The following is a 25,593-nucleotide window of genomic DNA, read 5'->3' on the forward strand; positions in this document are numbered from 1 at the left end:
CCCGGTGGGGGGCTTTCCTGCAATCCGCCCTCCGCCCCTCCCCGTCCCACCGACGGGGCGGGCTCAGCCGCGGCCGTCCCGCGGGAGCAGCCACGCCGCCAGGGCCGTCGTCGCGCACAGCAGCAGGCCCACCGCCACGAGGGCTTCGCGCATGCCCGTCACCGAGAAGCCCGTGCCGCCGTCCGCTGCCAGGAGCGCGCCGAAGAGTGCCACCGCCATCGCCCCGCCCGTCTGGCGCAGGGCGTTGAGCAGGCCCGAAGCCGTGCCCGCGCGGTGGGCGGGGACCGCGTCCATCAGGAGGGCCGTCAGCGCGGGGACCGCGAACGCGCCGCCCATGCCGGTCGGGACGAGCAGGACGAGGACCAGCCAGAGCGGGGTGTCCGCGGCCAGCGGCAGGAGCACGAACATCGCGAGGGCGAGCACCGCCTGGCCCGCCACGATCACCCTGCGGCGGCCGATCCGCTCCGCCATGCGCGGCGAGACGAGGTTCGTCGACGTGATGATCACCGCGAGCGGCACGAACATCAGGCCCGCCGCGATCGCCGACATCCCCCGCAGCTGCTGGAAGTAGAGACCGAGCAGGAAGACGATCCCGTAGAAGCCCGCGTTGACGGCGAAGCCGATCGCCAGCGAGACGGCGACCTTGCGCTCGCGCAGCAGCCCGAGCGGGACCATGGGCGCCGCGTGCCGCTTCTCGGCGGCGCGGAAACCGAGGCCCGCGGCGACGGCGAGGGCCACGGCGCCGAGCACCGGCGCGCTGGTCCACCCCAGGTGCCCGCCCTCGATGACGGCGAACGCGAGGCCCGCCAGGGCGAGTACGGCGGTGGCCTGACCTGCGAGGTCCAGGGGTGAGGGACGGCGGGGAGACGGGGCGGTGCGGGCGAGCAGGGCGAGGATCACCGCGCCGATGGGCAGGTTGAGGAGGAAGACCGCGCGCCAGCCCGCCGCCTCGGTGAGTACGCCGCCGAGTACGGGTCCGGCCGCCATGGCGACGGAGCCGCCGACCGTCCACAGGGCGATGGCGCGGGCCCGGCGGCGCGGGTCGTCGTACGCCTGGCGGATCAGGGCGAGCGAGGCGGGCATGACGATGGCCGCGGCTCCGCCCTGTGCGACGCGGGCGGCGATGAGGGTCCCGATGCCGGGGGCGAGGGCGCAGGCGAGCGAGGCGAGGGTGAAGAGGCCGACGCCCAGGGCGTAGGCGCGGCGCGCGCCCGCCCGGTCGGCGAGGGCTCCCGCGGAGAGCATGAGGGCGGCGAACATCAGGGTGTAGGCGTCCACGACCCACTGGAGACCCGCCATGCCGCCGTGGAGGGAGGTGCGGATGGCGGGCAGCGCGATGTTCACGGCGGACACGTCGACGGTGATGACGGTGAAGCCGAGGAGGGCGGCGAGGAGAGCGACAGTGGGGGTGGGGGTGGGGCGCGCGGGGGATGCGGTTCTGAGGGCTGTGGGCGCGGGGGCCGGGGCAAGGACGGAGGACGGCATTTTCCGGAAACTCCTGTGACGCGGGGCAAACAGGCGGGTGGGCGGGAATGCCCGTACGGCAAGAACAGACTCCGCCAAGCCCCGCCGCCCCGGCAGACCGCAGCGTTCCTGGTCCTGACACGGCCCCCCACATCCGGCCCCCGGCGGGGACAATGGACGGATGGCGAAAGCAGAGGGCACTGAACTGGGCAGATACCTGCGGGCGAGGCGCGCGCAGATCAGCCCCACCGACGCCGGTCTCCCGCAGGGGACGGGCCTGCGCCGCACCCCCGGCCTGCGCCGCGAGGAACTCGCCACCCTCGCCGGGGTGAGCGTCGACTACTACACACGCCTCGAGCGGGGCCGCGAGACGAACCCCTCCCCCTCCGTGATCGACGCCCTGGCCCGCGCCCTGCGTCTCGGCGGCGACGCCCACGAGCGCCTGCACGACCTCGCCGAACTGGCGTCGGGCCGCCTCACGGAGCCGCACCCCACCGCCGGGGACACGGTCCGCCCGAGCGTCCAGAACATGCTGGACAACCTGAGCCCGCTTCCCGCGTACGTGGTCAGCCGCCACAGCTACATGCTGGCCGCGAACCCGGCCGGGCGGCGCCTCATGCCCGGCCTGTGGGACTGGCCGGCGGAACAGCGCAACGTCACGCGCTATCTGTTCCTGCACCCCGTGGGCCGCGTGCTCTACCAGCCGTGGGAGGAGACCGTCGCCAAGTCCGTCGCGCACCTGCGCGCGGTCGGCGGCGCCGACGTCGACTCCCCCCGGCTTGCCGCCCTGGTCGGCGAACTCCTCCTCAAGTCACCGGACTTCGCCCGCCTCTGGGAGCGCTACGAAGTGTGCGAGCGCGGCGGCGGCATCAAGTCCTTCGACCATCCGAAGGTCGGCCCGATGACGCTCACGTATGAAGTGATGACGCTGGCGAGGACGGACGGCCAGCGCCTCGTGGTCTACCAGGCCGCGCCGGGCACCGCCGACGAGGAAGCGATGCTGCGCCTCGACCCGGCGGCCCGCGCCGCCCGATAGCCGGACCGGGCCGGTCCGGCCACCGCAACCGCCGGAATCCCGCGCTAGTCCTCCTCCTCGACCCCGCACGAACTCCCAGTCGGCGGCATCTCCCCGTACAGCAGGAATCCGTCGACCTTCTCGCGCACGCACTTCGACCCGGCGTAACCGGTGTGCCCGTCGCCCTTGTTGTCCAGGACGACGGCCGCCGACCCGAGCCGCTTGGCGGTCTCCTCGGTCCAGCGGTAGGGCGTGGCCGGGTCGCCGCGGGTGCCGACGAGGAGGAAGTCGGGGCTCTTCACGTCGCGTACGTCCTCGCGGATGTAGTCCGTTCCCGCGGGCCGCCCGAAGCAGAAGAGGACCGGCATCAGCATCGACTTCCCGAAGATGTCGGACGTCGCCTCGAACTCCTCCCGCAGCTTGTCGACCTTCTTCTCGACGCTCTTCTCGGACGGCCGGTCCGGGTCGTCCGCGCAGTTCACGGCCATGAGCGCGGCGGCCATGTTGTCGGCGGGCACGTCCTCGGGCGCGCGCGGCTGCTGGGCCAGCGAGCCGCCCATCCGCAGCAGCGCCCGCGGGTCGCCGTCGGCGAGGAGCGCGCCGAGGGCCTGCGAGAGCGCGGGCCACGACTGCCTGCTGTAGAGCGCCTGCCCCAGTACGTCCACGACGTCCTGGCCGGTGAACTCCGAACCGTCGGAGGACTGGAGCGGATACGAGTCGAGCCCCTTGATCAGCTCGGCCATATGGTCACGGGCCGCGCGCGAGTCGGTGCCGAGGACACAACCGGGGTTCTCCGTGCACCACTTGGTGAAGTTGTCGAGCGCGGTCTGCCGGCCCTCCGCGCTGACCAGAGCCTGCTCGGCGACGTCCTCGGTGAGGGTGTCCACGCCGTCGAGGACCATCCGCCCGACGTTGTCGGGGAACTGCGCCGCGTACACGGAGCCGAGCCGCGTCCCGTACGAGAAGCCCAGGTAGTTGAGCTTCTTGTCGCCGAGCACCTGCCGCATGACGTCCAGGTCACGCGAGACGTTGACCGTTCCGACGTACGGGAGGACGGGCCCGGACTTCTTCTTGCAGGCCTCGGCTATCTCGCGCATCTGGTCGAGCAGGGCGGCGGGGTCGTCGGAGTCCCCACCGGCCGACGGATCTTCCGCGCCGGCGTCGTTCCCGCAGCTCACGGGCGAGCTCTCGCCCACGCCGCGGGGGTCGAAGGAGACCACGTCGTAGCCCTTGCCGAGATACTCGAACTCCTTCTGCGCGTTGAGGAGCCCGGAGACCCCGGCGCCGCCCGGGCCTCCGAAGTTCAGCAGGAGTGAGCCCCTGGGCTTGCCGCTGGCCTTGATGCGGACCATGGCGAGCTTGATCGTGTCGCGCTTCGGGTGCGCGTAGTCGAGGGGCACGGTGATCTTGCCGCACTGGATGTTCTTGTCCTTGGGGACGGGCGTGGCGTCCGCACCGCCGATGAGAAGGCCGGCTCCGCCTCCCTCGCACGCGCCCCACTTGATCTTCTGCGAGTAGTAGCGGGACAGGTCGGGCGAAGGCGCGGCCGCCGCGTTGTCGCCCGGCAGCCAGGCCCCTGTCCCCATGACGGCCAGCGCGGTAGCGCCGGCGAGCGCAACAGCTCTGCGCACGGCAACCTCCCAGGGTCTGCCCCTCGATCACCCTAAGGGCGGGGCAGCGACCCCGCCCGTCCAGGTGACACTGAGTGACATTCGCCGGGCGAAATTACCGTGCGTGTCCGTACAGTCCCTCGATCTCCGCCGCGAAGTCCCGCGCGATGGCGTCCCGCTTCAGCTTCAGGGACGGGGTCAGATGGCCGCTCTCCTCCGTGAAATCCACCGGCAGGACGGCGAACCGCCGGATGGACTCGGCACGCGACACGAGCTTGTTGGCCTCGTCGACGGCACGCTGGAGGGTCTCGCGCAGATCGGCGTCGTCCGCGAGGCCGGGGCCGGTGTGCGCCTTCTTCTTCATGCGGCACCAGTGCGCGATGCCTTCGGGCTCCAGCGTGATCAGAGCGGTGATGTAGGGCCGGTCGTCGCCGACCACCATGCACTGGCCGACCAAGGGGTGGGCGCGCAGCCAGTCCTCCAGCGGGGCGGGCGCCACGTTCTTGCCGCCGGTGGTGATGAGGATGTCCTTCTTGCGGCCCGTGATGGACAGGTATCCGTCGTCGTCGAGGGCGCCGATGTCCCCCGTCGCGAACCACTCATCCGTCGCGGGTACGGCGCGACCGGTCCGCCCGTCCCAGTAGCCGCCGAAGACCTGCCCTCCGGCGAGCAGCACCTCACCGTCGTCCGCGATCCGCACGCGCGTACCGGGCAGCGGCCAGCCGACCGTGCCGAGCCGCGGCTTCAGAGGCGGGGTCACGGTCGCCGCGGCCGTGGTCTCGGTGAGGCCGTACCCCTCGAAGATCTCGATGCCGGCGCCCGCGTAGAACGCGGCGAGGCGGCGGCCGAGCGGTGAGCCGCCGCAGATCGCGTAGCGCACCTTGCCGCCGAGCGCGGCGCGGATACGCCGGTAGACGAGCGGGTCGTAGAGCGCGCGGGCCATCCGCAGCCCGAACCCCGGGCCGGGTCCCGTGCCGTGCTGCCGCGCCTCGACCGCCTCGCCGTAGCGGACGGCGATGCGGGCCGCGCGGTCGAAGGAGGAGGCGCGGCCCATCTTCTCGGCGGTGGCGCGCCCGGTGTTGAAGACCTTTTCGAGTACGTAGGGGATGGCGAGCAGGAAGGTGGGCCGGAATCCCGCCAGGTCCCCCAGCAGGTCCTCGGTCTGGATGCTGGGCGCGTGGCCGAGCCGTACCCGTGCGCGCAGACAGCCGACGGCGACCATGCGCCCGAAGACGTGCGAGAGCGGCAGGAAGAGCAGGGTGGACGCGGGCGCCTTGCTGACGGACTTGAAGACGGGGTGGAGCAGCTCGATGGCGTTGTCGACCTCGGCGAAGAAGTTGCCGTGGGTCAGGACGCAGCCCTTGGGCCGCCCGGTGGTGCCGGAGGTGTAGATGAGCGTGGCGACGGAGTCGGGCCGCAACTCCGCTCGCCTGCGCTCGACTTCGGCGTCGGTGATGCCCTCGCGCCGCCCCAGTTCGGCGAGCCGCCGCACGTCGCCCTTCTCGAAGGACCACAGGTGCTCCAGGTCGGGCATCCGGTCGCGCTCGGGCCCGAGCGACGCGGCGAGCGCGACGGTCTCGACGGCGAGTGCGACGGCGCCCGAGTCCTGGAGTATCCAGCGGGTCTGGTAGGCGGAGGAGGTCGGATAGACGGGCACGGTGACCAGGCCCGCCGCCCAGCCCGCGAAGTCGAGCAGCGTCCACTCGTACGTCGTGCGCGCCATGATGGCGAGCCGGTCCCCCGGAGCAAGACCCTCGGCGATGAGCCCCTTGGCGACGGCGAGGACTTCCCCGGCGAACTCCGCGGCCGTCACGTCCCGCCACCGCCCGTCGTCCCCCTTCCGGGAGAGCACGGCTTCGGCGGGTGCCTCGCGGGCGTTGTCGAAGGGGATGTCGGCGAGGGACCCCTGCCGGACGGCGGCAGCGAACGGCGGCACGGAGACTTCCCGTACGGCACCGTCGAGGTGCCGCAGGTGGGGTTCGACGAGGGCGGGTTGCGGGGTGGCGGGGGGCATGGGGGCGGCTCCTTGCATATCGGGGGACAGGTAGGGAATTCAGCCCCTCCGGCGTTTGAGGAGCGGGGTCCGGGGCGGAGCCCCGGGGGTGCCGGGGGTTTGCTGCGGGGGCTTGGGGAAGAGGCGGCGAGTCGTCACCCCCTGTTCAGAGGAGGCCCTCACCCCCGCTCGAGAATCGCCGTCACCCCGAGACCGCCCGCCGCGCAGATCGAGATGAGCCCGCGTCCGGGAGTCCCCCGCTCGGCGAGCAGCTTGGCCAGGGTGGCGACGATCCTCGCACCCGTGGCGGCGAACGGATGCCCCGTGGCCAGTGAGGATCCTGCGACGTTGAGCCGGTCCCGGTCCACGGTCCCCAGGCCCTGCTTCTCCCACGCGGCCAGCGTGGCAAGCACCTGCGAGGCGAACGCCTCGTGGATCTCGACGAAGTCGAAGTCCGCGAGCCCGAGCCCGACCCGCTCCAGCATCCGCGGCACGGCGTACGCGGGCGCCATCAGCAGCCCGTCCTGGCCTCCGACGACGTCACCCCCGACGAAGTCGACCGCGGCACTCTCGTACGCGCTCAGATAGGCCAGCGGTTCGAGCCCGCGCTCCTGCGCCCACTCCTCGCTCGCGAGCAGCGTGAGCGCCGCCCCGTCGGTCAGCGGGGTCGAGTTGCCAGCGGTCATGGTCGGGTTCGCCCCCTTCACGCCGAAGACCGGGTTCAGCTTCGCCAGCTTCTCGACGCTCGATCCGGGCCGCAGGTTCTGGTCCCGCTCAAGCCCGCGGAACGGTACGACGAGTCCGTCCAGGAACCCCCGGTCGTACGCGGCGGCCAGTCGCTGGTGGCTGGTCGCGGCCAGTTCGTCCTGCGCCTCGCGCGTGACGCCCCAGGCCTGTGCGGTCACGGCGGCGTGCTCGCCCATGGAAAGGCCGGTGCGGGGCTCGGCGTTGCGCGGGATGTCGGGCACGAGGTGCGAGGGGCGCACGCGGGCGAGCGCCTTGACGCGGCCTCCGGTCGTCTTGGCGCGGCGCGCGGCGAGGAGGATCTTGCGCAGGGAGTCGTTGACGCCGAGCGGAGCGTCGCTCGCGGTGTCGGCCCCGCCCGCGACCGCCGACTCCGTCTGCCCCAGCATGATCTTGTTGGCGGCGGCGATGACGGCTTGCAGCCCGGTGCCGCAGGCCTGCTGGATGTCGTACGCGGGTGTGGTCGGCGCGAGGCGCGAACCGAGGACGGTCTCGCGGGCGAGGTTGAAGTCCCGGCTGTGCTTGAGCACGGCGCCGGCGACGAACTCGCCGACGGCACCCGGCTCCTGGAGCCCGTACCGCTCCACGAGTCCGTCGAGCGCGGCGGTCAGCATCTCCTGGTTGGACGCCGTGGCGTACGGGCCGTCGGAGCGCGCGAACGGGATGCGGCTGCCGCCGATGACCGCCACGCGGCGGGTGGTGGGCAGATTCATGTCTCGACCAACTCCTGACCCTTGAGTAACCTTACTCTGAAGTAAATTTACGACCGAGCTGGGAGTTGGACAATGGCCGACCGCTATCTGAACTTCACGGGCACCGCACCCGGCCGCTTCCTCACCCGGAGGCTCGGCCTGCCCCAGCCGTCGGCCCTGCGGCGCTGGACTCCGGAAAGCCCGCACCTCGACGGCGAGTTGCTGCATCTGACGGCGGGGAAGTCCGCGTACGAGACGGACCTGACCTCGATCTTGAAGAAAACGCACCTGAAGCCGGCGCAGGACGCCTCCCGCCCGGCAGCGGTGGTCCTTGACGCAACGGGCATAAGCGACACTCCCGGCCTCGCTCTCGTGCACGCGGCGCTGCACCCCGTGGTGCGCTCGGTGGCGGAGAACGGCCGCGTGGTGGTGCTCGGCGCACCGGTCTCGCCCACCGACCACCACCAGGCGGCGGCGCAACAGGCGTTGGAGGGCTTCGTACGCTCCCTGGGCAAGGAGCTGGGCAGGGGCCGTACGGCGACGCTGGTCCGGATGCGTTCGGCGGCGGCCGCGGAGTCCACGCTGCGGTTCCTGCTCTCGCCGCGATCGGCGTATGTCAGCGGCCAGGTGATCGAGGTGGGAGAGGCCGAGCCGACCGCACCCGGCGACTGGGACCGGCCCCTGTCCGGCCGTACGGCGCTGGTCACGGGGGCAGCGCGGGGGATCGGGGAGGCGGTGGCCGAGGTCCTCGCACGGGACGGAGCGCAGGTGGTCGTCCTCGATGTGCCGTCCGCGCAGGCCGATTTGGTACGGGTCGCCGACCGGCTCGGGGGTACGGCGCTGCCGCTGGACATCACGGCGGACGACGCCGGGGAACGCATGGCGTCGGCGCTGGCCCCCGGCGGCCTCGACGTCCTCGTCCACAACGCGGGGATCACGAGGGACCGCAAGCTGGCCAACATGCCCGCGGAGCGCTGGAACCCGGTCCTGGACGTGAACCTGACGAGCGTGCTGCGCACGACGGACGCGCTGCTCAAGTCCGGCGCCCTGAACCGGGGCGGGAGCATCGTGACCACGGCGTCGATCGCCGGTATCGCGGGAAACGTGGGCCAGACGAACTACGCCGCGAGCAAGGCGGGGATCATCGGCCTGGTGCGGTCCCTTGCGCCGGGCGCGTACGCGGAGCACGGGGTGACGGTGAACGCGGTCGCCCCCGGGTTCATCGAGACGAAGATGACGGCGGCGGTTCCGCTGTTCATCCGGGAGGCGGGCCGCAGGATGAACTCCCTGGCCCAGGGGGGTCTGCCCGTGGACGTCGCGGAGACCACGGCGTGGCTGGCCTCATCCGCCTCCGGCGGTGTGAACGGCCAGATCATCCGAGTCTGCGGCCAAAGCCTCCTCGGGTCGTAGCCCTGGCACCGCCCCCGGACGCACCCGCACACGAACCCGCACCCGAAAGGACCCCCATGCTCGCCCCCCTGCTGCTCCGCGGCGCGATCCTCTCGCCGCTCAAGCGGCCCCGCCCCGACGCCCCCCTCCCCGGCGACCACCAGACCCTCACCGGCGTGCGCCCCCGCACCGCCGACCTCGCCGCCTACTCCCGCATCTGCGGCTACAAAACCCCCCAGCACACCCTCCCCCTCACCTACCCCCACGTCCTCAGCTTCCCGCTGGCCATGCGGCTCATGACCACCCGCGCCTTCCCGCTGCCGCTGCTCGGCCTCGTCCACACGTCCATCGAGATCACCCAGCACCGCGCCCTGACCACCGCGGACAGCCTCGAACTCTCCGTGCACGCGGCCCGATTGGCCCCGCACCGCCGCGGCACCGAAGCCACCCTCGTCACGGAAGCCCGCGTCGACGGCACCCCCGCATGGACGTCAAGCAGCACGTACCTCGCCCGACACCGCACCACCGCCACCACCAACACACCCGGCCCGCACCCCCGCAAGAACGACGAGACCACCCCCCTCACCGCCCGCGCCGAGTGGCAACTCCCCCCGGATCTAGGCCGCCGCTACGGCGCCGTCTCGGGTGACCGCAACCCCATCCACCTGCACCCCGCCACCGCCCGCCTCCTCGGCTTCCCCCGCGCCATCGCCCACGGCATGTGGACCGCGGCCCGCTGCCTCGCGGAGCACACGGAGTACGAGACACCCGAAACCGCCCGCGTACAGGTCGACTTCAAGGCCCCCGTACTGCTCCCGTCCACCGTCACCTACGCCGCCGAAGGCCCCGGCTTCGAGCTGCGCAGCGGCGACAGGACCCACCTCAGCGGCACACTGCGCTGAGCGACCCCGCTAGCGAACGCACCCCCGCTAGGGAACCCAGCGCCGCCCCTCCATCAACTCCCCGAGCCCCGCCCACGCGAAGTTCATCAGCGTCGACGCGGCCTCCTTCGCGGACACCGACGCGTCCCCGTTCGCCCACCCGGCGAGCGACTCCGCCGCGCCCACCAACGCCTGCGCGAGGCCCGCGACTTCACGCTCCGCCAGCTCCGGCTTGCGGTGCGCCTCACGTGCCGCCTCCGCGATCAGTGACGTCACGAACGCCACGAGCTCCTCGCGCATCATGGCGACCTCGGCCGCGAACGGCTCCCCCTGCGTACGCGCCTGGTGGTGCAGGACCGCCCACGCGTCGGGCCGCTCCGAGGTGTGCGTGAAGAAGGACTGCAGGCCGGCCCACAACTGACGGTCGGCGGGAACACCGCCGCTCACCCCGCCCCGCACCGCCGCGACCAGCGCCGCGGCCTCACGGCGGATGCACGCGGTGAACAGCTCCTCCTTGGAGTTCAGATACAGATACACCAGCGGCTTCGAGACCCCCGCGACCTCCGCGATCTCGTCCATCGAGGCCGCCCGGTACCCCCGCTGCCCGAAGATCCGCACGGCGGCATCCAGCATCTGCTGCTCCCGCACGGCCCGCGGCATCCGCTTCTGCCGCTTGACCGCCGCACCCCCGGCCTTCACGTCGCCCACCCCGGCCGCCCGCCTTCCACACAACCTGTCCACAGGAAACGACCAGCCTACGGTCAGCGCCGCACCCCGCGGACCGGCCCCCACAGCAAACGCGCCCCGCCCCGTACCCGGAACGGATCCGGGTACGGGGCGGGGCGCGTTCGCGACGAGCCGGGGGACGTCAGGCGGCGGCAGGCACCGTCTGCGGCTGGTCGACGGAACCGTCGAACTCGTCGAGCGGCGAGGACGACGCGCTCTCGTAGGCCTCACGGTCCAGGATCTTCTCGCGAGCGGCGACGATCACCGGCACGGCCGCCTGACCGGCCACATTCGTGGCCGTGCGCATCATGTCCAGGATCGGGTCGATGGCGAGGAGCAGGCCCACGCCCTCCATCGGCAGGCCCAGCGTGGAGAGGGTCAGCGTCAGCATGACCGTGGCGCCGGTCAGACCGGCGGTGGCGGCGGAGCCGACGACCGAGACGAAGGCGATGAGCAGGTACTCCTTGACGCCCATCTGCACGTCGAAGATCTGCGCGACGAAGATCGCGGCGATCGCCGGGTAGATCGCGGCGCAGCCGTCCATCTTGGTGGTGGCGCCGAACGGCACCGCGAAGGACGTGTACTCCTTCGGCACGCCGAGGCGCTCGGTGACCTTCTGGGTGACCGGCATCGTGCCGACCGAGGAGCGCGAGACGAAGGCCAGCTGGATCGCGGGCCAGGCGCCCTTGAAGAACTGGAGCGGGTTGACCTTGGCGACCGTGGAGAGCAGCAGCGGGTAGACGCCGAACATCACCAGGGCGCAACCGACGTAGATGTCGGCGGTGAACGTCGCGTACTTGCTGATCAGGTCCCAGCCGTAGTCGGCGATGGCGAAGCCGATGAGGCCGACGGTGCCGATCGGCGAGAGCTTGATGACCCACCACAGGGCCTTCTGGAGGAGCGCGAGGACGGACTCGCTGAGGTCCAGGATCGGCTGCGCCTTCTCGCCGATCTTCAGTACGGCGATACCGGCGACGGCGGCCATGAAGACGATCTGGAGGACGTTGAGCTGGGTGAAGGGGGTGATGACGTCCGTCGGGATGATGCCGGTGAGGAAGTCGATCCAGGAGCCCGAGGTCTCCGGCTTGGCGCCGTCCTTCGGGGTGAGGCCGGTGCCGGCGCCCGGGTTGGTGATGAGCCCGATGGCGAGGCCGATGACGACCGCGATCAGCGACGTGATCATGAACCAGACGAGCGTCTGGGTGGCGAGCCGCGCGGCGTTGTTGACCTTACGCAGGTTGGTGATCGACACCAGGATGGCGAAGAAGACGAGCGGGGCGACCGCCAGCTTCAGGAGCCCGATGAAGGTGCTGCCGACCTTGTCCAGGGTGGTGACGAGCCAGGAGATGTCCTGGCTGCGGGCCAGCCAGCCGAGCAGGACACCGAGGACGAGACCGCCGAGGATCTGCGCCCAGAACGGCAGCTTGAGGAATCTGGGTATCCGGGAGCCGGACTTCGGCTGCTCGGCCTTGTCGGCCGGGGATACGGGGGAGTTCGCGGACACGGACACACTCCGGGTAATGGCGGGGGACGTGAGGGAGCGGCGACCGCGAGGGGGTCAGACGGAACGGCCTTTACGGTGCCGCCGCAGTGCAGATGTCACTTGGTGCTTGTCGCTCGCGCTGGTCGCAGAGGACTCGGAGAACTCAGAGGCGGCGGCGACAGGCCGCGGACATGCAGCGGCAGAGGTCGACATGCAGGCGCGCCACGAGCGGGACGCTCAGGGCGATGCGGTGCGCGGCTGCTGTCTTCATGTCGAACACGTTAACACTTGAACTTTGAGAACATCAAAGGTGTTGTTTGAGGTAGACGAGGCCGATCGGAGGCGAGAGGGCCTTTGGGACGCAAGAAACCCCGGTCCGGAGCAGTTGCTCCCGTACCGGGGTTGAGGCTTTTGTGACGAACCTTACGGCTGCGCGCGAGGGGTCACGGCTGCGTGCGAGGGGTCATGACTTCGCGCGGGCGGCGTCGTCGGCGACGTCCTCCATGGTGCGGTTCGCCTCCAGGTTGGCCTTGGTGCGCTCGACGCGCTCGACGACCTGGACCGAGGCGCGGTCGCGCTCCTTGCGCAGCACCACGAAGCTGATGGGCGCGGAGACGACGAGGGCGAGCAGCAGCACCCACAGGAGGTTGGAGTCCCCGAGGCCCTGGGGCAGGATCCCGGCATAGACAAGTCCCCAGACCGCGAAAAAGCAGCCCACGAAGATCCCGAGGCGCATCAGCGTGTAGCGGAGCATGTCAATCCACTCTTCCGTTCCGAAATAGGCCCGAGTTGGACGAGCCACTCCAGTGAAGCATGGAGGGGGGCGCGACCGGCAAGGGGGTGAGCCCTACCGGGCCCCACCCTGAACCGTCAGCCGAGCGGCAGCAGCATCGTGATGTCGTCGCGGTCGTCACCGGGGGCGACGCGGATCGCGCCGGGCACCCGTCCGACCTCCTTGTATCCGCAGGACTCGTAGAACCGGTCGACGCCGGTGCCGCCCCGGCAGGTGAGCCGGATCGCCTCGATGCCGTCGAGCCCGCGGGCGGCGTCCGCGGCGGCGGCCATGAGGTCGCGCCCGTACCCCTTGCCCTGGTGCTTGGGGTGGACCATCACCACGTAAAGCCAGACCCAGTGCTTCATCAGGCGGTGCGAGTTGAACGCGAGGAAGGCGGTCGCGGCGACGGTGCCGTCCTCGTCGTGGCCGACGAGCAGGCGGGTGTCCCCCTCGCTCAGCTGGGCCAGGCGCTTGAGCCACTCCGGGCGTATGTCCTCGACCGTCACGGGCGGTACGAAGCCGACGGCGCCGCCGGCGTTGGACACGTCGGCCCAGAGGGCGAGGACGCCGTCGCGCAGGGCGGGATCGATCTCCGGGTCAAGACGGAAGGTAAGTGCCATAGGTCGAGAGTAACCATTACAGGCGGCGCGCCTCAACCGTGTTCCGCATGCCGGACAACGCGACGAGCCCCGGCCGGATCGGCCGGGGCTCGCACGTCGTTCGCGGCGGGCGGGTCAGACCCGCATCGCCTGCGGAGACTCCCGCAGCGACCGGTCGGGCCCTTCGTACTCACGGATCGATTCGTAGCGCGTGTTCCGCTCGACGGGGCGGAAGCCCGCCTCGCGGATGAGGTCGAGCAGATCCTCGCGCGTCAGCTTGTTCGGCGTACCGAAGTTGTCCGCGTCGTGCGTGATCTTGTACTCGACGACCGAGCCGTCCATGTCGTCCGCGCCGTGCTGGAGCGCGAGCTGCGTGGTGTGCAGGCCGTGCATGACCCAGAAGACCTTGACGTGCGGGACGTTGTCGAAGAGGAGGCGCGAGACCGCGAAGGTCTTCAGGGCCTCGGCGCCCGACGCCATGGTGGTGCGCGCCTGGAGGCGGTTCCTGACCTTGCCGTCCTTCATGTCCACGAAGTCGTGCTGGTAGCGCAGCGGGATGAAGACCTGGAAGCCGCCGGTCTCGTCCTGGAGCTCACGCAGCCGCAGGACGTGGTCGACGCGGTGGCGGCGCTCCTCGATGTGGCCGTACAGCATCGTGCTCGGGGTCTTGAGACCCTTCTCGTGCGCGAGGCGGTGGATGCGCGACCAGTCTTCCCAGTGGGTGCGGTGGTCGACGATGTGCTGGCGGACCTCCCAGTCGAAGATCTCCGCGCCGCCGCCGGTCAGCGACTCAAGGCCCGCCTCGATCAGCTCGTCCAGGATGTCGGAGGCCGACATGCCGGAGATCGTCTCGAAGTGGTGGATCTCGGTGGCGGTGAAGGCCTTCAGGGAGACGTCCGGGAGCGCCTTCTTGAGCTCGCTCAGCGAACGCGGGTAGTAGCGCCACGGCAGATTCGGGTGCAGGCCGTTGACGATGTGCAGCTCGGTGAGGTTCTCGCCCTCCATCGCCTTGGCGAGGCGGACGGCCTCCTCGATGCGCATCGTGTACGCGTCCTTCTCGCCCGGCTTGCGCTGGAACGAGCAGTACGCGCACGAGGCGGTGCACACGTTGGTCATGTTGAGGTGGCGGTTGACGTTGAAGTGCACGACGTCGCCGTTCTTGCGCGTGCGCACCTCGTGGGCGAGACCGCCGAGCCAGGCCAGGTCGTCCGAGTCGTAGAGGGCGATGCCGTCCTCGCGGGACAACCGCTCACCGGCCCGGACCTTCTCCTCCAGCTCACGCTTGAGCCCCGCGTCCATACCCCGGCCGCCTCTCCATGTCTGTACGCCTGCGTAAATCACGCCTCGCCCACGTTACGCCTGTGCCCCTAGCCCTCCTCGGGCAGCTCCCCGACGCGGTTCTCCCACTTCGTGGAGAGCACGATCGTCGTACGCGTCCTGGAGACGCCCTTGGTGCCGCTCAGCCGGCGGATCGTCTTCTCCAGGCCGTCCACGTCGCTGGCCCGCACCTTGAGCATGTACGAGTCGTCGCCCGCGATGAACCAGCAGTCCTCGATCTCGTGCAGGTCCTTGAGCCGGCGCGCGACGTCCTCGTGGTCGGCGGCGTCCGAGAGGGAGATGCCGATGAGGGCGATGACACCGAGACCGAGCGACGCGGAGTCCACCGTCGCGCGGTAGCCGGTGATGACACCCGCCGCTTCGAGGCGGTTGATCCGGTCCGTGACGCTCGGTCCCGAGAGGCCGACGAGCCGGCCGAGTTCGGCGTACGAGGCCCTGCCGTTCTCGCGCAAAGCCTGGATGAGCTGCCTGTCCACGGCGTCCATAGGTGCGATGCCTTTCATTATTCAGCGATAACGCGAGTCTATGTGTAGAATCTAAGGCGCAACAGGGTCCGAGCCCTGTGAATCTTTCACAGTTTCAGCAGATCAACGACGATTCAACGATTTTCAGGAGTGAGTCACACCGTGTACTCGATCGAGATGGCCTACGCCCGGATGCGCGAGCTGCAGGACCTGGCCAACCGCTCGCGTGCCCACAAGCCCACCGCGCCGACGGCCGAGCGACGCACGAAGCACGCCGCCAAGAAGCGCTAATCCCCCGGAGCGGCAGAGCCCGAACCGAGCTCTCCCTCCCAGCGGCGGTACAGCCGGTGCGGCACCCCTGCCGCGTCGAGCGTCCGCCCGGCGACGAAGTCCACCAGATCCTGGATGTGCGTCGCCCCCGCGTAGAACGCCGGTGAGGCGGGCAGCACGGTTGCGCCCGCCTCGTCCAGCGTCACCAAGTGCTTCAGCGTCTGCCCGTTGAGCGGTGTCTCACGGACGCAGACCACCAGCTGCCGGCCTTCCTTGAGCGTCACGCTCGCCGACCGTTGCAGCAGATCCTTCGAGAGCCCGAGCGCCACCCCGGCCACGCACGCCGTGGACGCGGGCACGATCAGCATCCCCTTGGTCGCGTACGACCCCGACGAGGGCCCGGCCGCCAGATCCCCGGCCGCCCAGTACCGCACGTCGTCCACCGCGACGTCGAACGTCTCCGGCTTCCCGTCGGCACCGCGCCCGAGCCACTCCCGCAGGTCCTCCTGCCAGTGCGCGTCCCGGAAGGCGATGCCCGTCTCGTCCAGGATCGTCAGACGCGAGGCCCGCGAGACCACCAGGTCCACGCTCTCCCCCGCCGCGAGCAGCGCCCGCAGCACGGCGGCGGCATAGGGGGTCCCCGAGGCCCCCGACACCCCCACGATCCAAGGCTTACGCTGCGTATCTCCTGGCTTCACGCTGTGAGCCTAGACGGTCAGGCCGCGCACCAGCAGATCGAGCAGCGCGCAGACGAAGAGCGCGATGCCGATGAAGCCGTTGACCTGGAAGAAGGCGCGATTGAGCCGGGAGAGATCGTGCGGCTTCACGAGGGAGTGCTCGTAGACGAACGCGCCCGCCACGATCGCGAGGCCGAGCCAGAGGAACGGGCCCGCGCCGGTGTCGGCGGCGTACCAGACGAAGAGCGCGGTGGTCACCAGATGGCAGCCGCGCGCGCCCCAGATGGCCGCCGGGATGCCGAACCGGGCGGGGACCGACTTCACGCCGACCTCGCGGTCCGTCTCCACGTCCTGGCAGGCGTAGATCAGGTCGAAGCCGCCGATCCAGACGCCGACCGCGAGGCCGAGGATGACCGCCTGCCAGGACCACTCGCCGGTGATCGCGATCCAGGCGCCGATGGGCCCTATGGCCTGGGCGAGGCCCAGGATCGCCTGCGGGAAGTTCGTGAACCGCTTGCCGTAGGGATAGACGACCATCGGGACCACCGCGACGGGCGCGAGCGCCAGACACAGCGGGTTGAGCAGGGCGGCGGCGCCCAGGAACACGACGAGCGCGATCAGCGCGCCGGTCCAGGCCGACTTCACCGAGACGGCGCCCGTGACGAGCTCGCGGTGCGCGGTCCTCGGGTTACGGGCGTCGATCTCCCGGTCGATGATGCGGTTCGCGGCCATGGCGAACGTACGCAGGCCGACCATGCAGACCGTGACCAGGAGCAGCCGCCCCCAGTGGATGTTCTCGTCCAGCTGGAACATCGCGGTCAGCGCGGCGATGTAGGCGAAGGGCAGCGCGAAGACCGAGTGCTCGATCATCACGAGACGCAGGAACGCCTTGACCTTGCCGGGCGGGGCGGGCTCGGGACCCAGGAGGTCCGAGGTGGCTGAATCAGCACTCATCTTTAGAGCCCGTACTCCTTCCAGCGGCGGTCGACCTTCGACGCCGTCTCCGGGTCGGACTCGACCATGTTCGGCCAGCCCCCGTCCCGGGTGTATCCCTCTTCGGGCAGCTTCTTCGTCGCGTCGATGCCCGCCTTGCCGCCCCAGAACTGCTGATAGGAGGCGTGGTCGAGGTGGTCGACGGGACCTTCGGCCACCGTCAGGTCGCGTGCGTAGTCGGTGTTGCCGAGCGCGCGCCAGGACACTTCGTGCAGGTCGTGGACGTCACAGTCCTTGTCCACGACCACGATCAGTTTCGTCAGGGACATCATGTGCGCGCCCCAGATGGCGTGCATGACCTTCTGCGCGTGCTTCGGGTACTTCTTGTCGATCGAGACGATCGCGCAGTTGTGGAAGCCGCCCGACTCCGGCAGGTGGTAGTCGACGATGTCCGGGACGATCACCTTGAGGAGGGGGAGGAAGAACCTCTCCGTCGCGCGGCCCAGCGGGCCGTCCTCCGTCGGCGGGCGGCCCACCACGATCGACTGGAGCAGCGGACGCTTCCGCATCGTCACGCAGTCGATCTTCAGCGCGGGGAACGGCTCCTGCGGCGTGTAGAAACCGGTGTGGTCGCCGAAGGGACCCTCCGGCAGCATCTCGCCCGGCTCAAGCCAGCCCTCGATGACGACCTCGGCGTGCGCCGGGACCTGGAGCGGGACCGTCTTGCAGTCGACCATCTCCACGCGCTTGCCCTGGATGAACCCGGCCAGCATGTACTCGTCCATGTCGCCCGGCAGCGGCGCGGTCGACGCGTACGTCACGGCGGGCGGACAGCCGAAGGCGATCGCGACGGGAAGCTTCTCGCCCCTGCGGGCGGCCACCTGGTAGTGGTTGCGGCTGTCCTTGTGGATCTGCCAGTGCATGCCGATGGTGCGCTTGTCGTGGCGCTGGAGGCGGTACAGGCCGAGGTTGCGCACCCCGGTGTCCGGGTCCTTGGTGTGGGTCAGGCCCAGGTTGAAGAAGGAGCCGCCGTCCTCGGGCCAGGTGAACAGCGCGGGCAGCTTCTCCAGGTCGACGTCGTCGCCGGTGAGGACGACCTCCTGCACGGGCGCGTTGTCGGACTTCACCTTCTTCGGCGGTACGTGCGTCATCGCGCCGAGCTTCCCGAAGGCCTCGCGGACACCGACGAAGCCGTGCGGCAACTCCGGCTTGAGGAGGCCGCCGATCTTGTCGCTGATCTCGGCGTACGACTTCAGGCCGAGCGCCTTGAGCAGGCGCCGGTCCGTCCCGTACACGTTCATGGCCAGGGGCATCGCGGAGCCCTTGACGTTCTCGAAGAGGAGCGCGGGGCCGCCGGACTTCTGCACCCGGTCGGTGATCTCGCCGACCTCCAGGTACGGATCGACCTCGGCCTTGATGCGCTTGAGATCGCCCTCGCGCTCCAGTGCTCGGAGCAGGGAGCGAAGATCGTCATAAGCCATGCGTTCCAGTATCGGTCACCGGCTACCCTGGCCGGGTCACCGGGGCCCGTACGCCGCCCTTCCTTCGTCGCTTGGGGAATCGCGCAACCATGCTCAGGTATCTGCCTTTCCTGCTGGTCCTGGCCGTGTGGATCTACGCCTTCATCGATGTCCTGAACACTCCGGAGAAGGAGATCAGGCATCTGCCGAAGGTGGTCTGGGTCATCATCGTGCTGCTCTTCGGCGAGGTCCTGCTCGGCCCGATCGCCTGGTTCGTCACCGGCAAGGAACGCAAGACGTCCGCCGCCGGAGGTGGCCCGCGGGCCGGGCGCGGCGGACAGTGGGTGGCACCGGACGACAATCCCGAGTTCCTGAAGTCCCTCAGGGACGAGGACCCGGACGAGAAGAAGCGTGACAAGGGCACGGAGGGCTGATCATGGAACTGCGGCTGCTCGTCACCTTCGAAAAAGTCGCGTCCGTACTCAGCTTCACGCAGGCCGCGGCCGAGCTGAAGTACGCGCAGTCCAGCGTCACCAGCCAGATCCGCGCCCTGGAGTCCTCCCTGGGCACGGAGCTCTTCGACCGGCTCGGCAGCCACATCCGCCTGACGGAGTCCGGTGAGCGCCTGCTCCCCTACGCCCGGCAGATCATCGAGCTCACGGACGAAGCGCGGGCCGCCGTCGTCGGTGCCGACGAGCCCGCCGGCGCGATCGCCGTCGGCACGATGGAGTCGCTGACCTCCTACCGCCTGCCCCCGCTGCTCGAACTCTTCCACCACCGCTACCCCGGGGTGCAGCTCTCCCTGCGCCCCACCCTGGGCGACGAGACGCGCCAGGCGCTGCGGCAGGGCACGTACGACGTCGGGTTCCTGATGGAGCGGGAGACCGAGCACGCGGGCTTGGAGACCGAGGTGCTCGCCGAGGAGCCGCTGGTCCTGGTCTGCGCGCCGACGCATCCGCTGACCGGGCACGGGGCGGACTCGCTCGCCACCGGCGATCTGGCGGCGGTGCAGCTGGTCGGCACGGAGCCGGGGTGCCCCTACCGGGATCTGTTCGAGGACGAGCTGCGCGAGCGCAACGGCGCACCGCCGCCGTTCATGGAGTTCGGCACGATCGAGGCCACCAAGCGAGGAGTCGCCGGTGGCCTCGGGGTGGCGCTTTTGCCGCGGATGGCTGTGCGGGAGGAGATGGCTTCGGGGGTGCTCGTGGCGCTGCCGTGGGAGCCGCCGTTCGTCCTGCACACACAGCTCGCGTGGCGGGCGGGCAAGCGGCTGCCCGCCCATGTGCGGCTCTTCATCGAGCAGTCCGTACGGCTGGTGCGGGAGCAGGCAGCGGAGACGCGGGAGCCTGCGAACCAGTGATCACCTTGGGCGACTTGGCGCGGTTGACCTTCAGGCTGGCCAGGACGATCAGCGGTACGCCGAGGGCCTGGACGAGGCCGATGTGGTGTCCGTAGACGGCCCAGTCGGCGACCATCGCGACCGCCGGGTAGGTGAAGGCGAGTACGGCGATCTTGGCGGTGGGCAGCTTCGCGTACGCCGCGTACATCAGGACGTACATCAGGCCGGTGTGGATGACACCGAGTCCGACGAGCCAGCCCCAGCCCGCGCCGGCCCCGCTCATCGCGCCGAAGTTCGCGAAGGGCAGCAGGAGCGGGATGCCGACGACGACCTGGATCAGGGCGATGAGGTGGGGCCGTACGCCCGTGATGCGCTTGGTGACGAGGGTGGAGAGGCCGTAGAGCAGCGCGGCCAGGAGCGCGAAGCCGATGCCGGTGAGCGAGCCGAGATCGCCCGGGCGCACCCCGGAGACGAGGATCAGCCCGGCGAACGCGGTACCGAGCCACATCAGTTGATGCTTCGTCAGGCGCTCGCGGAAGATGACCGCGCTGAGCAGCACGAGCAGGAACGGCTGCGTGTGGTAGACGACGGTCGCCAGCGAGATCGACGTCTCCTCGTACGCCTTGAAGAGGAACACCCAGTTGAAGACGATGAACGCCCCGCCCAGCGCGGCGAGTCCGGCCTTCTTCGGGGTGATGCCGTGATTGCGGAAGTAGCCGCGGGCGAAGGCGTAGGCGCCGAGCGCGATGGCGCCGAACAGGACGCGGAAGAACACGACGTTGAAGGCCGACGCGCCCGACTCGACGACGAAGATCCCGAGGGTGCCGGAGAGCACCATCGCTGCGGTGAGCTGGGCCGTGCCCTTGTTCTCTGAGGTCATGCCCAAGAAGCTACGAGCGGACGTATGCGCTGGTCCACGAGCCAGTGGGGCGTCCTGCCGATGGGGCCATCGACGGGGACGATAAGCCCTGACGAGAGCTCAGGGGGCCCGGTTGGGGCACCCTGTCGGAGTACGGCGTGGAGATTTTGGTCCTGGATGATCCCGCGTGCGCGGCGATGATGGGGGACTTCATCGCGGCGCGGCCGGAGTTGTGGCACGAGGACATCGGCTTCGAGGGGGGCGGTGCGGGCGGAGGTGGCGGGGGCTGAGCGCGACGTCTGCGTTGGGCAGGCGTCGCGCCTCTCGTGGCTCGTGGTTAGTCGCGCGGGCGCTTGCCCGCCTTGTCCACGACGACCCGCTCCAGGACGGCGCTGCGGCCGACCACGTCGCCCTTCTCGAAGCCCTGTGTGTCCTCGGTCGCGACCTGGCGTTCGCCGAGGAACTGCTTGGTCTCCTTGTCGAAGATCAGCTCCTGGCGCTCGCCGTCGTTCTCCCGGGCGATCGCGACTCCGTGCCGCCCGTCGGCGTCGGTCACGTCGTCGATCAGCTTGACGCCGGGGATCTTCGCCGCGGCGAGGTAGAGGGCGGCCGCTTGCTTCGGCGGCATCAGGGACTCCAGCGAGAGATCGCCGACCAGCACGAAGGTGTTCTGGTCCTCGCTCTCGCCGCCCTCGCTCACCTTGTGGAGCCAGTCCAGCATGTTGACGGGGTCGGTCGGCAGCTTCTCCAGGTTGCGGTAGTTGGTCGCCGATTCGGGCAGCGGCTCCCCCGGCCCGATGTCGGGATCGAATCGCTCCATGTCGAGATCGTGCAGCGGCTCATGGATCACGTCCCCGTGCCTGCCGTCCACCGACTGCCAGAACTCGCGCGGGTGCACGGGATCGAGCTTGGCCGGTCCGTCCCCGCCCACCCCCAGATAGCCGCCCTTGCTCCTGATGTAGACGAACTGGTCGTCCCGGATGTCCTTCTGCACGGGCTGCCGCTCGGCCGCCGCGGCGATCTCCTTCAGCATCCGCACGGTCTCCGCCGAAGGCGCCGCTTGAGCGGACTGGCCGCCGAACGGCGAGGCGACGATGACGCCCGCCGCGACGGCGGCGGCGACGGCTCCCGCGATGAGCGCGGGACGGAACCAACGCCGCTGAGACTTCTGGGACTGCTTCTCGCTTTGCCGGATCTCGGTCAACAGGTGCTCCCTGAGCAGGTGATGACGGCCCGGCGGAAGGTCACGCTCACGAAATTCACTCATCGGTTTCCCTCCCTGACGGGCCCGACCGCGGAAGTGCGGTCATCTCTCATCTGTCCGCGCCCGGCAGGCGGTTCCATATGTTTCGCGAGTTTTGTCCGCGCCCGCGAAAGACGCGAGCGTACGGTCCCGACCGGCACCCCGAGCGCCTCGGCCGCCGCCGCGTAGCCGAGCCCCGACCACACGCACAGGGCAAGGACCTCACGCTCACCGCGCCGCAGGGTCGCGAGGGCCGCTCGTACGAGGGCGAGCTGCTCCTTGTCGTCGATGCGCCCGGCGACCTCGTCGGCGAAGTCCGCCACGGTCTCCTGGCGCGGAAGGCGCGCGACCGCGGCCGCGTGCCGCCGGGCGGCGCGGCGCGCGTTGCGGGTCACGTTCGTGGCGACGCCGAGCAGCCACGGCCGCAGCGAACCGCCGTCCGCGTCGAGCCTGCCCCGCAGCCGCCACGCCTCCAGGAAGGTGAGCGACACCATGTCCTCCGCCGCCGCCCAGTCCCCCGTGAGGCGGTAGGCGTGGTTGTAGACGGAGCGCGCGTACGCGTCGAAGAGCTCACCGAAGGCGTTGGCGTCGCCGTCCCTGATGCGGACGCGCAGCGCTCTCGGGTGTGCCTGAGGTTCCCCCTGATTCGTCTCCACGCCCTCTTACCTGTCCGTACGACGAAGGCCGGTTCCCGACCCTTTTCCAGGTCATGGGAACCGGCCTCGGAAGCCGCACGCTCGGAGCGTCAGACGCCCGCGTACGAGTGCTTGCCGGTGACGAAGATGTTCACGCCGTAGTAGTTGAACAGCCAGCAGCCGAAGGCGATCAGGGCCAGGTAGGCGGCCTTGCGGCCCTTCCAGCCGGCGGTGGCGCGCGCGTGCAGGTAGCAGGCGAAGGCGACCCAGGTGATGAAGGACCAGACCTCCTTGGGGTCCCAGCCCCAGTAGCGGCCCCACGCGTCGCCGGCCCAGATCGCGCCCGCGATGATCGTGAACGTCCACAGCGGGAAGACCGCGGCGTTCACGCGGTAGCCGAACTTGTCGAGCGAGGCCGCGGCCGGCAGCCGCTCCATGACGGAGGTGGCGAACTTGCCGGGCTGTCCGCCGCGCTCCAGCTTCGACTCGTAGCTGTCCCGGAAGAGGTAGAGCACCGTGGCGACGCCGCCGACGTAGAAGCAGGCCCCGCAGAAGATCGCGGTGGAGACGTGGATCCACAGCCAGTACGAGTGCAGGGCGGGAACCAGCTGGTCGCTCGCGGTGTACAGGACGGTGACGGCGAGGCCGAGGTCGAGCAGGACCGTGGTGATCAGCGGAAGGCCGAGCCAGCCGACGTTCTTCTTCAGCGCCATGAGCACGAGGTACACGCCGACGGCCATCGTGGAGAACGTCAGGTTGAACTCGTACATGTTGCCCCACGGCGCCCGCTGCACCGAGAGCGCGCGGGTGAGCACACCGCCGAACTCGACGAGAAACGCGAGCACGGTGAGGGACACCGCGATACGGCCGTAGAGGTCGCCCTTCTCGTCACCGGCCGAGGCACCGGGGCCGTCCGGCACGTCACGGCGTCCGGCGGCCGAGCGCGTGACGACCTTGGGGGCGGTCTGCGGCCGCTCCAGGACGGCGGTGCCGCCCTTCGCCTTGGTGGTGACCGCGGGCGCCTTGGCGGCGGTGTCGGTCTTCGCGGTGATCGCGGCGGCCGTACGGGCGACCTTGCTGCGGCTGCCGAGGATCCACTCGGCCATGTGCGCGAAGAACGCCAGGAGATAGACGGCCATCGCGGAGTAGATCAGCACATTGCTGATGTGCGCGAGGTTCTCGTTCGGTTCGGCGGCGAGGGTGGTGGCGAGATTCACTTCTCAGCCCCTTCGGCAGGAACAACTTGGGGGGTGGAATCGGCATGTCCGGTACCGGCATGCCCGGCTTGGTCCGCGTCGGGCGCGCTCGGCGCCTTCTCGTGGAGGTGGGCGGCGAGGTCGCCGAGCTCATCGGGCAGCTTGGCGGACTCGCTGCGGCCGAGCCCGGCCATCTCGACGACGGTCACGCCGTCGGCGCCCCGGACGGCCCGCACCCACACGCGGCGGCGCCGGATGAACAGCGACCCCGCGAGGCCGACGATGGCGGAGATCGCCCCGACGAGCGCCCACATGCTGCCGGGCTGCTGGGAGATCTGGAAGGTCGCCCAGCGCTTGATGTCCTTCTCGAAGGTGATCGAGCCTGCGCCGTTCGGCAGCTTCATCGTCTCGCCGGGCACCATCCGCTGCTTCAGGAGCTCGCCCTTGGCGTCCTTGAACTTGGACATCTTGCTGGTGTCCAGCTGGTACACGTTCTGCGGCAGACCCGAGTCCACACCGAGGCTTCCGTGGTACGCGGACAGCGCGAGCACCGGATAGTCCAGCGCGGGGAACTGGGAGAACATGTTGCCCTGCCCGGAGCCCGCGAACGTCGGCACGAAGAAGGCGTTGAAGCCCAGCTGCTCCTTCTTGCCGTTCTTGTCGCGGTAGCCGTCGAGGACCTTGATGGCGCCGGTCGCCGTGCCGTTGGAGTCGATCGGCAGGAGCGGTGTCGACTGGCGGCTGACGATCTTGCCCTTGCCGTCGCGCACGGTGACGGTCGGCGCGTAGCCCTGGCCGATGAGGTAGACCTTCGAGCCGTCGACCTCGAGCGGCTTGTTGACCTCGATGGCCTTCTTCTTCTCGGGGCCGTCGATTCCCTCGCTGTAGGTGACGTTCGCCCGGTAGGTGCGGGCCGTCCCCTTCTCGGGGCCCTTCCTCTCGAACGTCGACTCGAAGCTGTCCAGCTTGAAGCTGAACGGCGCCAGGTCGTCGGTGTTGAAGAGGTTGCCGGACTTGAAGTTGTCGTACTGGGTGAGGGTGTTGGCGAACCCGTCGCCCTGGACGACGAGCTTGCCGCCCTCGGACTTGAACAGGGCGCCGACGGCGAAGGCCACCAGGAGCACGATCAGCGAGATGTGGAAGAAGAGGTTGCCCGCCTCACGCAGGTAGCCCTTCTCCGCGGCCACGGACGCGGTGGCGCCGCCCTTGCCGGAGGTGAGGTCCGCACGGAACCGGCGGCCCTTGAGCAGCCCGAGTGCGGCCTCGTGGACCTGCTCGGGCTCGGCCTCGGTGCGCCAGGTGGTGTAGGCGGGCAGCCGGTCGAGCCGTTTGGGCGCGCCCGGCGGACGGCCGCGCAGCTGGCCGACGAACTGCCAGGTGCGGGGCACGATGCAGCCGATGAGGGAGACGAAGAGCAGGATGTAGATCGCCGAGAACCACACCGAGCTGTAGACGTCGAACAGCTGGAACTTCTCGTAGATCGGCGCGAGCGTGGTGTGCGCGGCCTTGAAGTCCTGGACCTTCAGCTCGTCGATGCTGGTCTGCGGGATCAGCGAGCCGGGGATCGCGCCGAGCGAGAGCAGCAGCAGGAGGAGCAGCGCGACCCGCATCGAGGTCAGCTGCCGCCACATCCAGCGCACCCAGCCGGTGGCCTCGCGGCCCGCCCAGGCCAGCCAGCCCGCGGTGCCGGGGGCGCGGTTGCCGCCGAAGGATCCGGGCATGGCCCGGTCGACGGGCGCGGTGGAGAGCTGGGAGCCCGCGGCGCCCAGGTCGCTGTGCTCTTCAGGGGCTTCGGTCTTGCTCATGGA

General features: G+C 70.1%; 24 protein-coding genes and 1 pseudogene. 7 read left to right on the forward strand and 18 right to left on the reverse strand.

The annotated features are described in order from the left end of the window. Positions 1 to 63 precede the first annotated feature (63 nt). Complete coding sequence (locus ABZ906_RS43865) at positions 64 to 1,485, reverse strand: MFS transporter (protein WP_361392776.1); 1,422 nt, start codon at positions 1,483 to 1,485, stop codon at positions 64 to 66. Between the two features lie 160 nt (positions 1,486 to 1,645). Here ABZ906_RS43865 and ABZ906_RS43870 point away from each other — a divergent pair, with 160 nt between their 5' ends. Next, the gene (locus tag ABZ906_RS43870) at positions 1,646 to 2,500 is read left to right on the forward strand and encodes a helix-turn-helix transcriptional regulator (protein WP_361199560.1); all 855 of its coding nucleotides are present in this window, start codon (positions 1,646 to 1,648) and stop codon (positions 2,498 to 2,500) included. A 44-nt stretch (positions 2,501 to 2,544) separates the two neighbouring features. Here the strand turns inward: ABZ906_RS43870 and ABZ906_RS43875 are convergent, their stop codons facing one another. From ABZ906_RS43875 to ABZ906_RS43885, 3 genes are all read right to left on the reverse strand, one after another. Continuing rightward, positions 2,545 to 4,110 carry an alpha/beta hydrolase gene (locus tag ABZ906_RS43875; RefSeq protein WP_361392778.1) on the reverse strand — a complete coding sequence of 522 codons (1,566 nt, stop codon included), beginning with the start codon at positions 4,108 to 4,110 and terminating at the stop codon, positions 2,545 to 2,547. A gap of 94 nt (positions 4,111 to 4,204) precedes the next feature. Beyond that, on the reverse strand, positions 4,205 to 6,103 hold the full coding sequence (locus tag ABZ906_RS43880) for an AMP-binding protein (protein ID WP_361392780.1): 1,899 nt from the start codon (positions 6,101 to 6,103) through the stop codon (positions 4,205 to 4,207). Positions 6,104 to 6,261: 158 nt separating this feature from the next. Further along, a complete protein-coding gene (locus ABZ906_RS43885) occupies positions 6,262 to 7,539 on the reverse strand; it encodes an acetyl-CoA C-acetyltransferase (RefSeq protein ID WP_361392782.1) in 1,278 nt (425 codons plus the stop codon). 72 nt (positions 7,540 to 7,611) lie between these two features. Between ABZ906_RS43885 and ABZ906_RS43890 the strand changes: the two genes are divergently transcribed. Then, positions 7,612 to 8,928 (forward strand): 3-oxoacyl-ACP reductase, encoded by a 1,317-nt coding sequence (locus tag ABZ906_RS43890; protein WP_361392784.1) that lies wholly within the window; start codon positions 7,612 to 7,614, stop codon positions 8,926 to 8,928. Positions 8,929 to 8,984: 56 nt separating this feature from the next. Further along, the gene (locus ABZ906_RS43895; RefSeq protein ID WP_361392786.1) at positions 8,985 to 9,809 is read left to right on the forward strand and encodes a MaoC/PaaZ C-terminal domain-containing protein; all 825 of its coding nucleotides are present in this window, start codon (positions 8,985 to 8,987) and stop codon (positions 9,807 to 9,809) included. A gap of 27 nt (positions 9,810 to 9,836) precedes the next feature. Here the strand turns inward: ABZ906_RS43895 and ABZ906_RS43900 are convergent, their stop codons facing one another. From ABZ906_RS43900 to ABZ906_RS43925, 6 genes are all read right to left on the reverse strand, one after another. Next, positions 9,837 to 10,448, reverse strand: a complete 612-nt coding sequence (locus tag ABZ906_RS43900; RefSeq protein ID WP_361392855.1) for a TetR/AcrR family transcriptional regulator — start codon at positions 10,446 to 10,448, stop codon at positions 9,837 to 9,839. Positions 10,449 to 10,656: 208 nt separating this feature from the next. Then, complete coding sequence (locus ABZ906_RS43905) at positions 10,657 to 12,018, reverse strand: dicarboxylate/amino acid:cation symporter (protein ID WP_361392788.1); 1,362 nt, start codon at positions 12,016 to 12,018, stop codon at positions 10,657 to 10,659. Between the two features lie 442 nt (positions 12,019 to 12,460). Beyond that, positions 12,461 to 12,751: a DUF4229 domain-containing protein gene (locus ABZ906_RS43910; RefSeq protein WP_361199539.1), complete on the reverse strand. Its 291-nt coding sequence runs from the start codon at positions 12,749 to 12,751 to the stop codon at positions 12,461 to 12,463. Positions 12,752 to 12,867: 116 nt separating this feature from the next. Next, the gene (locus ABZ906_RS43915; RefSeq protein WP_361392790.1) at positions 12,868 to 13,392 is read right to left on the reverse strand and encodes a GNAT family N-acetyltransferase; all 525 of its coding nucleotides are present in this window, start codon (positions 13,390 to 13,392) and stop codon (positions 12,868 to 12,870) included. A 114-nt stretch (positions 13,393 to 13,506) separates the two neighbouring features. Continuing rightward, complete coding sequence (gene mqnE, locus ABZ906_RS43920; RefSeq protein ID WP_361199533.1) at positions 13,507 to 14,670, reverse strand: aminofutalosine synthase MqnE; 1,164 nt, start codon at positions 14,668 to 14,670, stop codon at positions 13,507 to 13,509. Positions 14,671 to 14,738: 68 nt separating this feature from the next. Continuing rightward, complete coding sequence (locus ABZ906_RS43925; RefSeq protein WP_249588502.1) at positions 14,739 to 15,194, reverse strand: Lrp/AsnC family transcriptional regulator; 456 nt, start codon at positions 15,192 to 15,194, stop codon at positions 14,739 to 14,741. Between the two features lie 129 nt (positions 15,195 to 15,323). On the opposite strand from ABZ906_RS43925, the gene ABZ906_RS43930 reads away from it, so the two are divergent. Further along, entirely contained in the window at positions 15,324 to 15,464 is a 141-nt protein-coding gene (locus ABZ906_RS43930; RefSeq protein ID WP_361199529.1) for a hypothetical protein, read from the forward strand. Here ABZ906_RS43930 and ABZ906_RS43935 read toward each other — a convergent pair. Genes ABZ906_RS43935 through ABZ906_RS43945 form a run of 3 tightly spaced genes read right to left on the reverse strand, consistent with a single transcriptional unit; the run spans position 15,461 to position 18,534 of the window. Continuing rightward, positions 15,461 to 16,141 carry a UbiX family flavin prenyltransferase gene (locus tag ABZ906_RS43935; protein WP_361392792.1) on the reverse strand — a complete coding sequence of 227 codons (681 nt, stop codon included), beginning with the start codon at positions 16,139 to 16,141 and terminating at the stop codon, positions 15,461 to 15,463. The two genes, ABZ906_RS43930 and ABZ906_RS43935, sit on opposite strands and share 4 nt — an antisense overlap. Positions 16,142 to 16,150: 9 nt before the next feature. After that, positions 16,151 to 17,074 (reverse strand): menaquinone biosynthesis prenyltransferase MqnP, encoded by a 924-nt coding sequence (mqnP, locus tag ABZ906_RS43940; protein ID WP_361392794.1) that lies wholly within the window; start codon positions 17,072 to 17,074, stop codon positions 16,151 to 16,153. 2 nt (positions 17,075 to 17,076) lie between these two features. Next, positions 17,077 to 18,534: a menaquinone biosynthesis decarboxylase gene (locus tag ABZ906_RS43945; RefSeq protein ID WP_361199520.1), complete on the reverse strand. Its 1,458-nt coding sequence runs from the start codon at positions 18,532 to 18,534 to the stop codon at positions 17,077 to 17,079. Between the two features lie 89 nt (positions 18,535 to 18,623). On the opposite strand from ABZ906_RS43945, the gene ABZ906_RS43950 reads away from it, so the two are divergent. Together ABZ906_RS43950 and ABZ906_RS43955 are read left to right on the forward strand one after the other, a co-directional pair. Continuing rightward, complete coding sequence (locus ABZ906_RS43950) at positions 18,624 to 18,947, forward strand: PLD nuclease N-terminal domain-containing protein (protein ID WP_361199517.1); 324 nt, start codon at positions 18,624 to 18,626, stop codon at positions 18,945 to 18,947. Between the two features lie 2 nt (positions 18,948 to 18,949). Beyond that, positions 18,950 to 19,873 carry a LysR family transcriptional regulator gene (locus ABZ906_RS43955; RefSeq protein WP_361392796.1) on the forward strand — a complete coding sequence of 308 codons (924 nt, stop codon included), beginning with the start codon at positions 18,950 to 18,952 and terminating at the stop codon, positions 19,871 to 19,873. Here ABZ906_RS43955 and ABZ906_RS43960 read toward each other — a convergent pair. Beyond that, positions 19,806 to 20,732 (reverse strand): DMT family transporter, encoded by a 927-nt coding sequence (locus ABZ906_RS43960; protein WP_361199511.1) that lies wholly within the window; start codon positions 20,730 to 20,732, stop codon positions 19,806 to 19,808. The two genes, ABZ906_RS43955 and ABZ906_RS43960, sit on opposite strands and share 68 nt — an antisense overlap. A gap of 122 nt (positions 20,733 to 20,854) precedes the next feature. On the opposite strand from ABZ906_RS43960, the pseudogene ABZ906_RS43965 reads away from it, so the two are divergent. After that, positions 20,855 to 21,001: pseudogene (locus ABZ906_RS43965) on the forward strand (nucleoside deaminase); the annotation flags it as partial. 47 nt (positions 21,002 to 21,048) lie between these two features. Here ABZ906_RS43965 and ABZ906_RS43970 read toward each other — a convergent pair. The 4 genes from ABZ906_RS43970 to ABZ906_RS43985 all read right to left on the reverse strand — a co-directional run bounded on the left by ABZ906_RS43970 (position 21,049) and on the right by ABZ906_RS43985 (position 25,590). Next, positions 21,049 to 21,978, reverse strand: a complete 930-nt coding sequence (locus ABZ906_RS43970) for a CU044_5270 family protein (protein ID WP_361392798.1) — start codon at positions 21,976 to 21,978, stop codon at positions 21,049 to 21,051. Continuing rightward, a complete protein-coding gene (locus tag ABZ906_RS43975; protein ID WP_361392800.1) occupies positions 21,975 to 22,610 on the reverse strand; it encodes an RNA polymerase sigma factor in 636 nt (211 codons plus the stop codon). The genes ABZ906_RS43970 and ABZ906_RS43975 overlap by 4 nt, the downstream gene beginning before the upstream one ends. A gap of 89 nt (positions 22,611 to 22,699) precedes the next feature. Next, entirely contained in the window at positions 22,700 to 23,806 is a 1,107-nt protein-coding gene (gene ccsB / locus ABZ906_RS43980) for a c-type cytochrome biogenesis protein CcsB (protein WP_361199502.1), read from the reverse strand. Beyond that, complete coding sequence (locus ABZ906_RS43985) at positions 23,803 to 25,590, reverse strand: cytochrome c biogenesis protein ResB (RefSeq protein ID WP_361392802.1); 1,788 nt, start codon at positions 25,588 to 25,590, stop codon at positions 23,803 to 23,805. The genes ccsB and ABZ906_RS43985 overlap by 4 nt, the downstream gene beginning before the upstream one ends. Positions 25,591 to 25,593 lie beyond the last annotated feature (3 nt).

Origin of the sequence: Streptomyces sp. NPDC046925 (genome assembly GCF_040644915.1) — a bacterium.
GTDB lineage: Bacteria > Actinomycetota > Actinomycetes > Streptomycetales > Streptomycetaceae > Streptomyces.

Bases quoted from the DNA above. Each gene is read 5' to 3' on its own strand.
- ABZ906_RS43925 (WP_249588502.1), bottom strand. From the start codon at position 15,194: ATGGACGCCGTGGACAGGCAGCTCATCCAGGCTTTGCGCGAGAACGGC.
- ABZ906_RS43895 (WP_361392786.1), top strand. From the start codon at position 8,985: ATGCTCGCCCCCCTGCTGCTCCGCGGCGCGATCCTCTCGCCGCTCAAG.
- ABZ906_RS43885 (WP_361392782.1), bottom strand. From the start codon at position 7,539: ATGAATCTGCCCACCACCCGCCGCGTGGCGGTCATCGGCGGCAGCCGC.
- ABZ906_RS43955 (WP_361392796.1), top strand. From the start codon at position 18,950: ATGGAACTGCGGCTGCTCGTCACCTTCGAAAAAGTCGCGTCCGTACTC.
- ABZ906_RS43960 (WP_361199511.1), bottom strand. From the start codon at position 20,732: ATGACCTCAGAGAACAAGGGCACGGCCCAGCTCACCGCAGCGATGGTG.
- ABZ906_RS43915 (WP_361392790.1), bottom strand. From the start codon at position 13,392: ATGGCACTTACCTTCCGTCTTGACCCGGAGATCGATCCCGCCCTGCGC.
- ABZ906_RS43985 (WP_361392802.1), bottom strand. From the start codon at position 25,590: ATGAGCAAGACCGAAGCCCCTGAAGAGCACAGCGACCTGGGCGCCGCG.
- mqnE (WP_361199533.1), bottom strand. From the start codon at position 14,670: ATGGACGCGGGGCTCAAGCGTGAGCTGGAGGAGAAGGTCCGGGCCGGT.
- ABZ906_RS43910 (WP_361199539.1), bottom strand. From the start codon at position 12,751: ATGCTCCGCTACACGCTGATGCGCCTCGGGATCTTCGTGGGCTGCTTT.
- ABZ906_RS43945 (WP_361199520.1), bottom strand. From the start codon at position 18,534: ATGGCTTATGACGATCTTCGCTCCCTGCTCCGAGCACTGGAGCGCGAG.
- ABZ906_RS43880 (WP_361392780.1), bottom strand. From the start codon at position 6,103: ATGCCCCCCGCCACCCCGCAACCCGCCCTCGTCGAACCCCACCTGCGG.
- ABZ906_RS43900 (WP_361392855.1), bottom strand. From the start codon at position 10,448: ATGCCGCGGGCCGTGCGGGAGCAGCAGATGCTGGATGCCGCCGTGCGG.
- ABZ906_RS43865 (WP_361392776.1), bottom strand. From the start codon at position 1,485: ATGCCGTCCTCCGTCCTTGCCCCGGCCCCCGCGCCCACAGCCCTCAGA.
- ABZ906_RS43890 (WP_361392784.1), top strand. From the start codon at position 7,612: ATGGCCGACCGCTATCTGAACTTCACGGGCACCGCACCCGGCCGCTTC.
- ABZ906_RS43870 (WP_361199560.1), top strand. From the start codon at position 1,646: ATGGCGAAAGCAGAGGGCACTGAACTGGGCAGATACCTGCGGGCGAGG.
- ABZ906_RS43970 (WP_361392798.1), bottom strand. From the start codon at position 21,978: ATGAGTGAATTTCGTGAGCGTGACCTTCCGCCGGGCCGTCATCACCTG.
- mqnP (WP_361392794.1), bottom strand. From the start codon at position 17,074: ATGAGTGCTGATTCAGCCACCTCGGACCTCCTGGGTCCCGAGCCCGCC.
- ABZ906_RS43950 (WP_361199517.1), top strand. From the start codon at position 18,624: ATGCTCAGGTATCTGCCTTTCCTGCTGGTCCTGGCCGTGTGGATCTAC.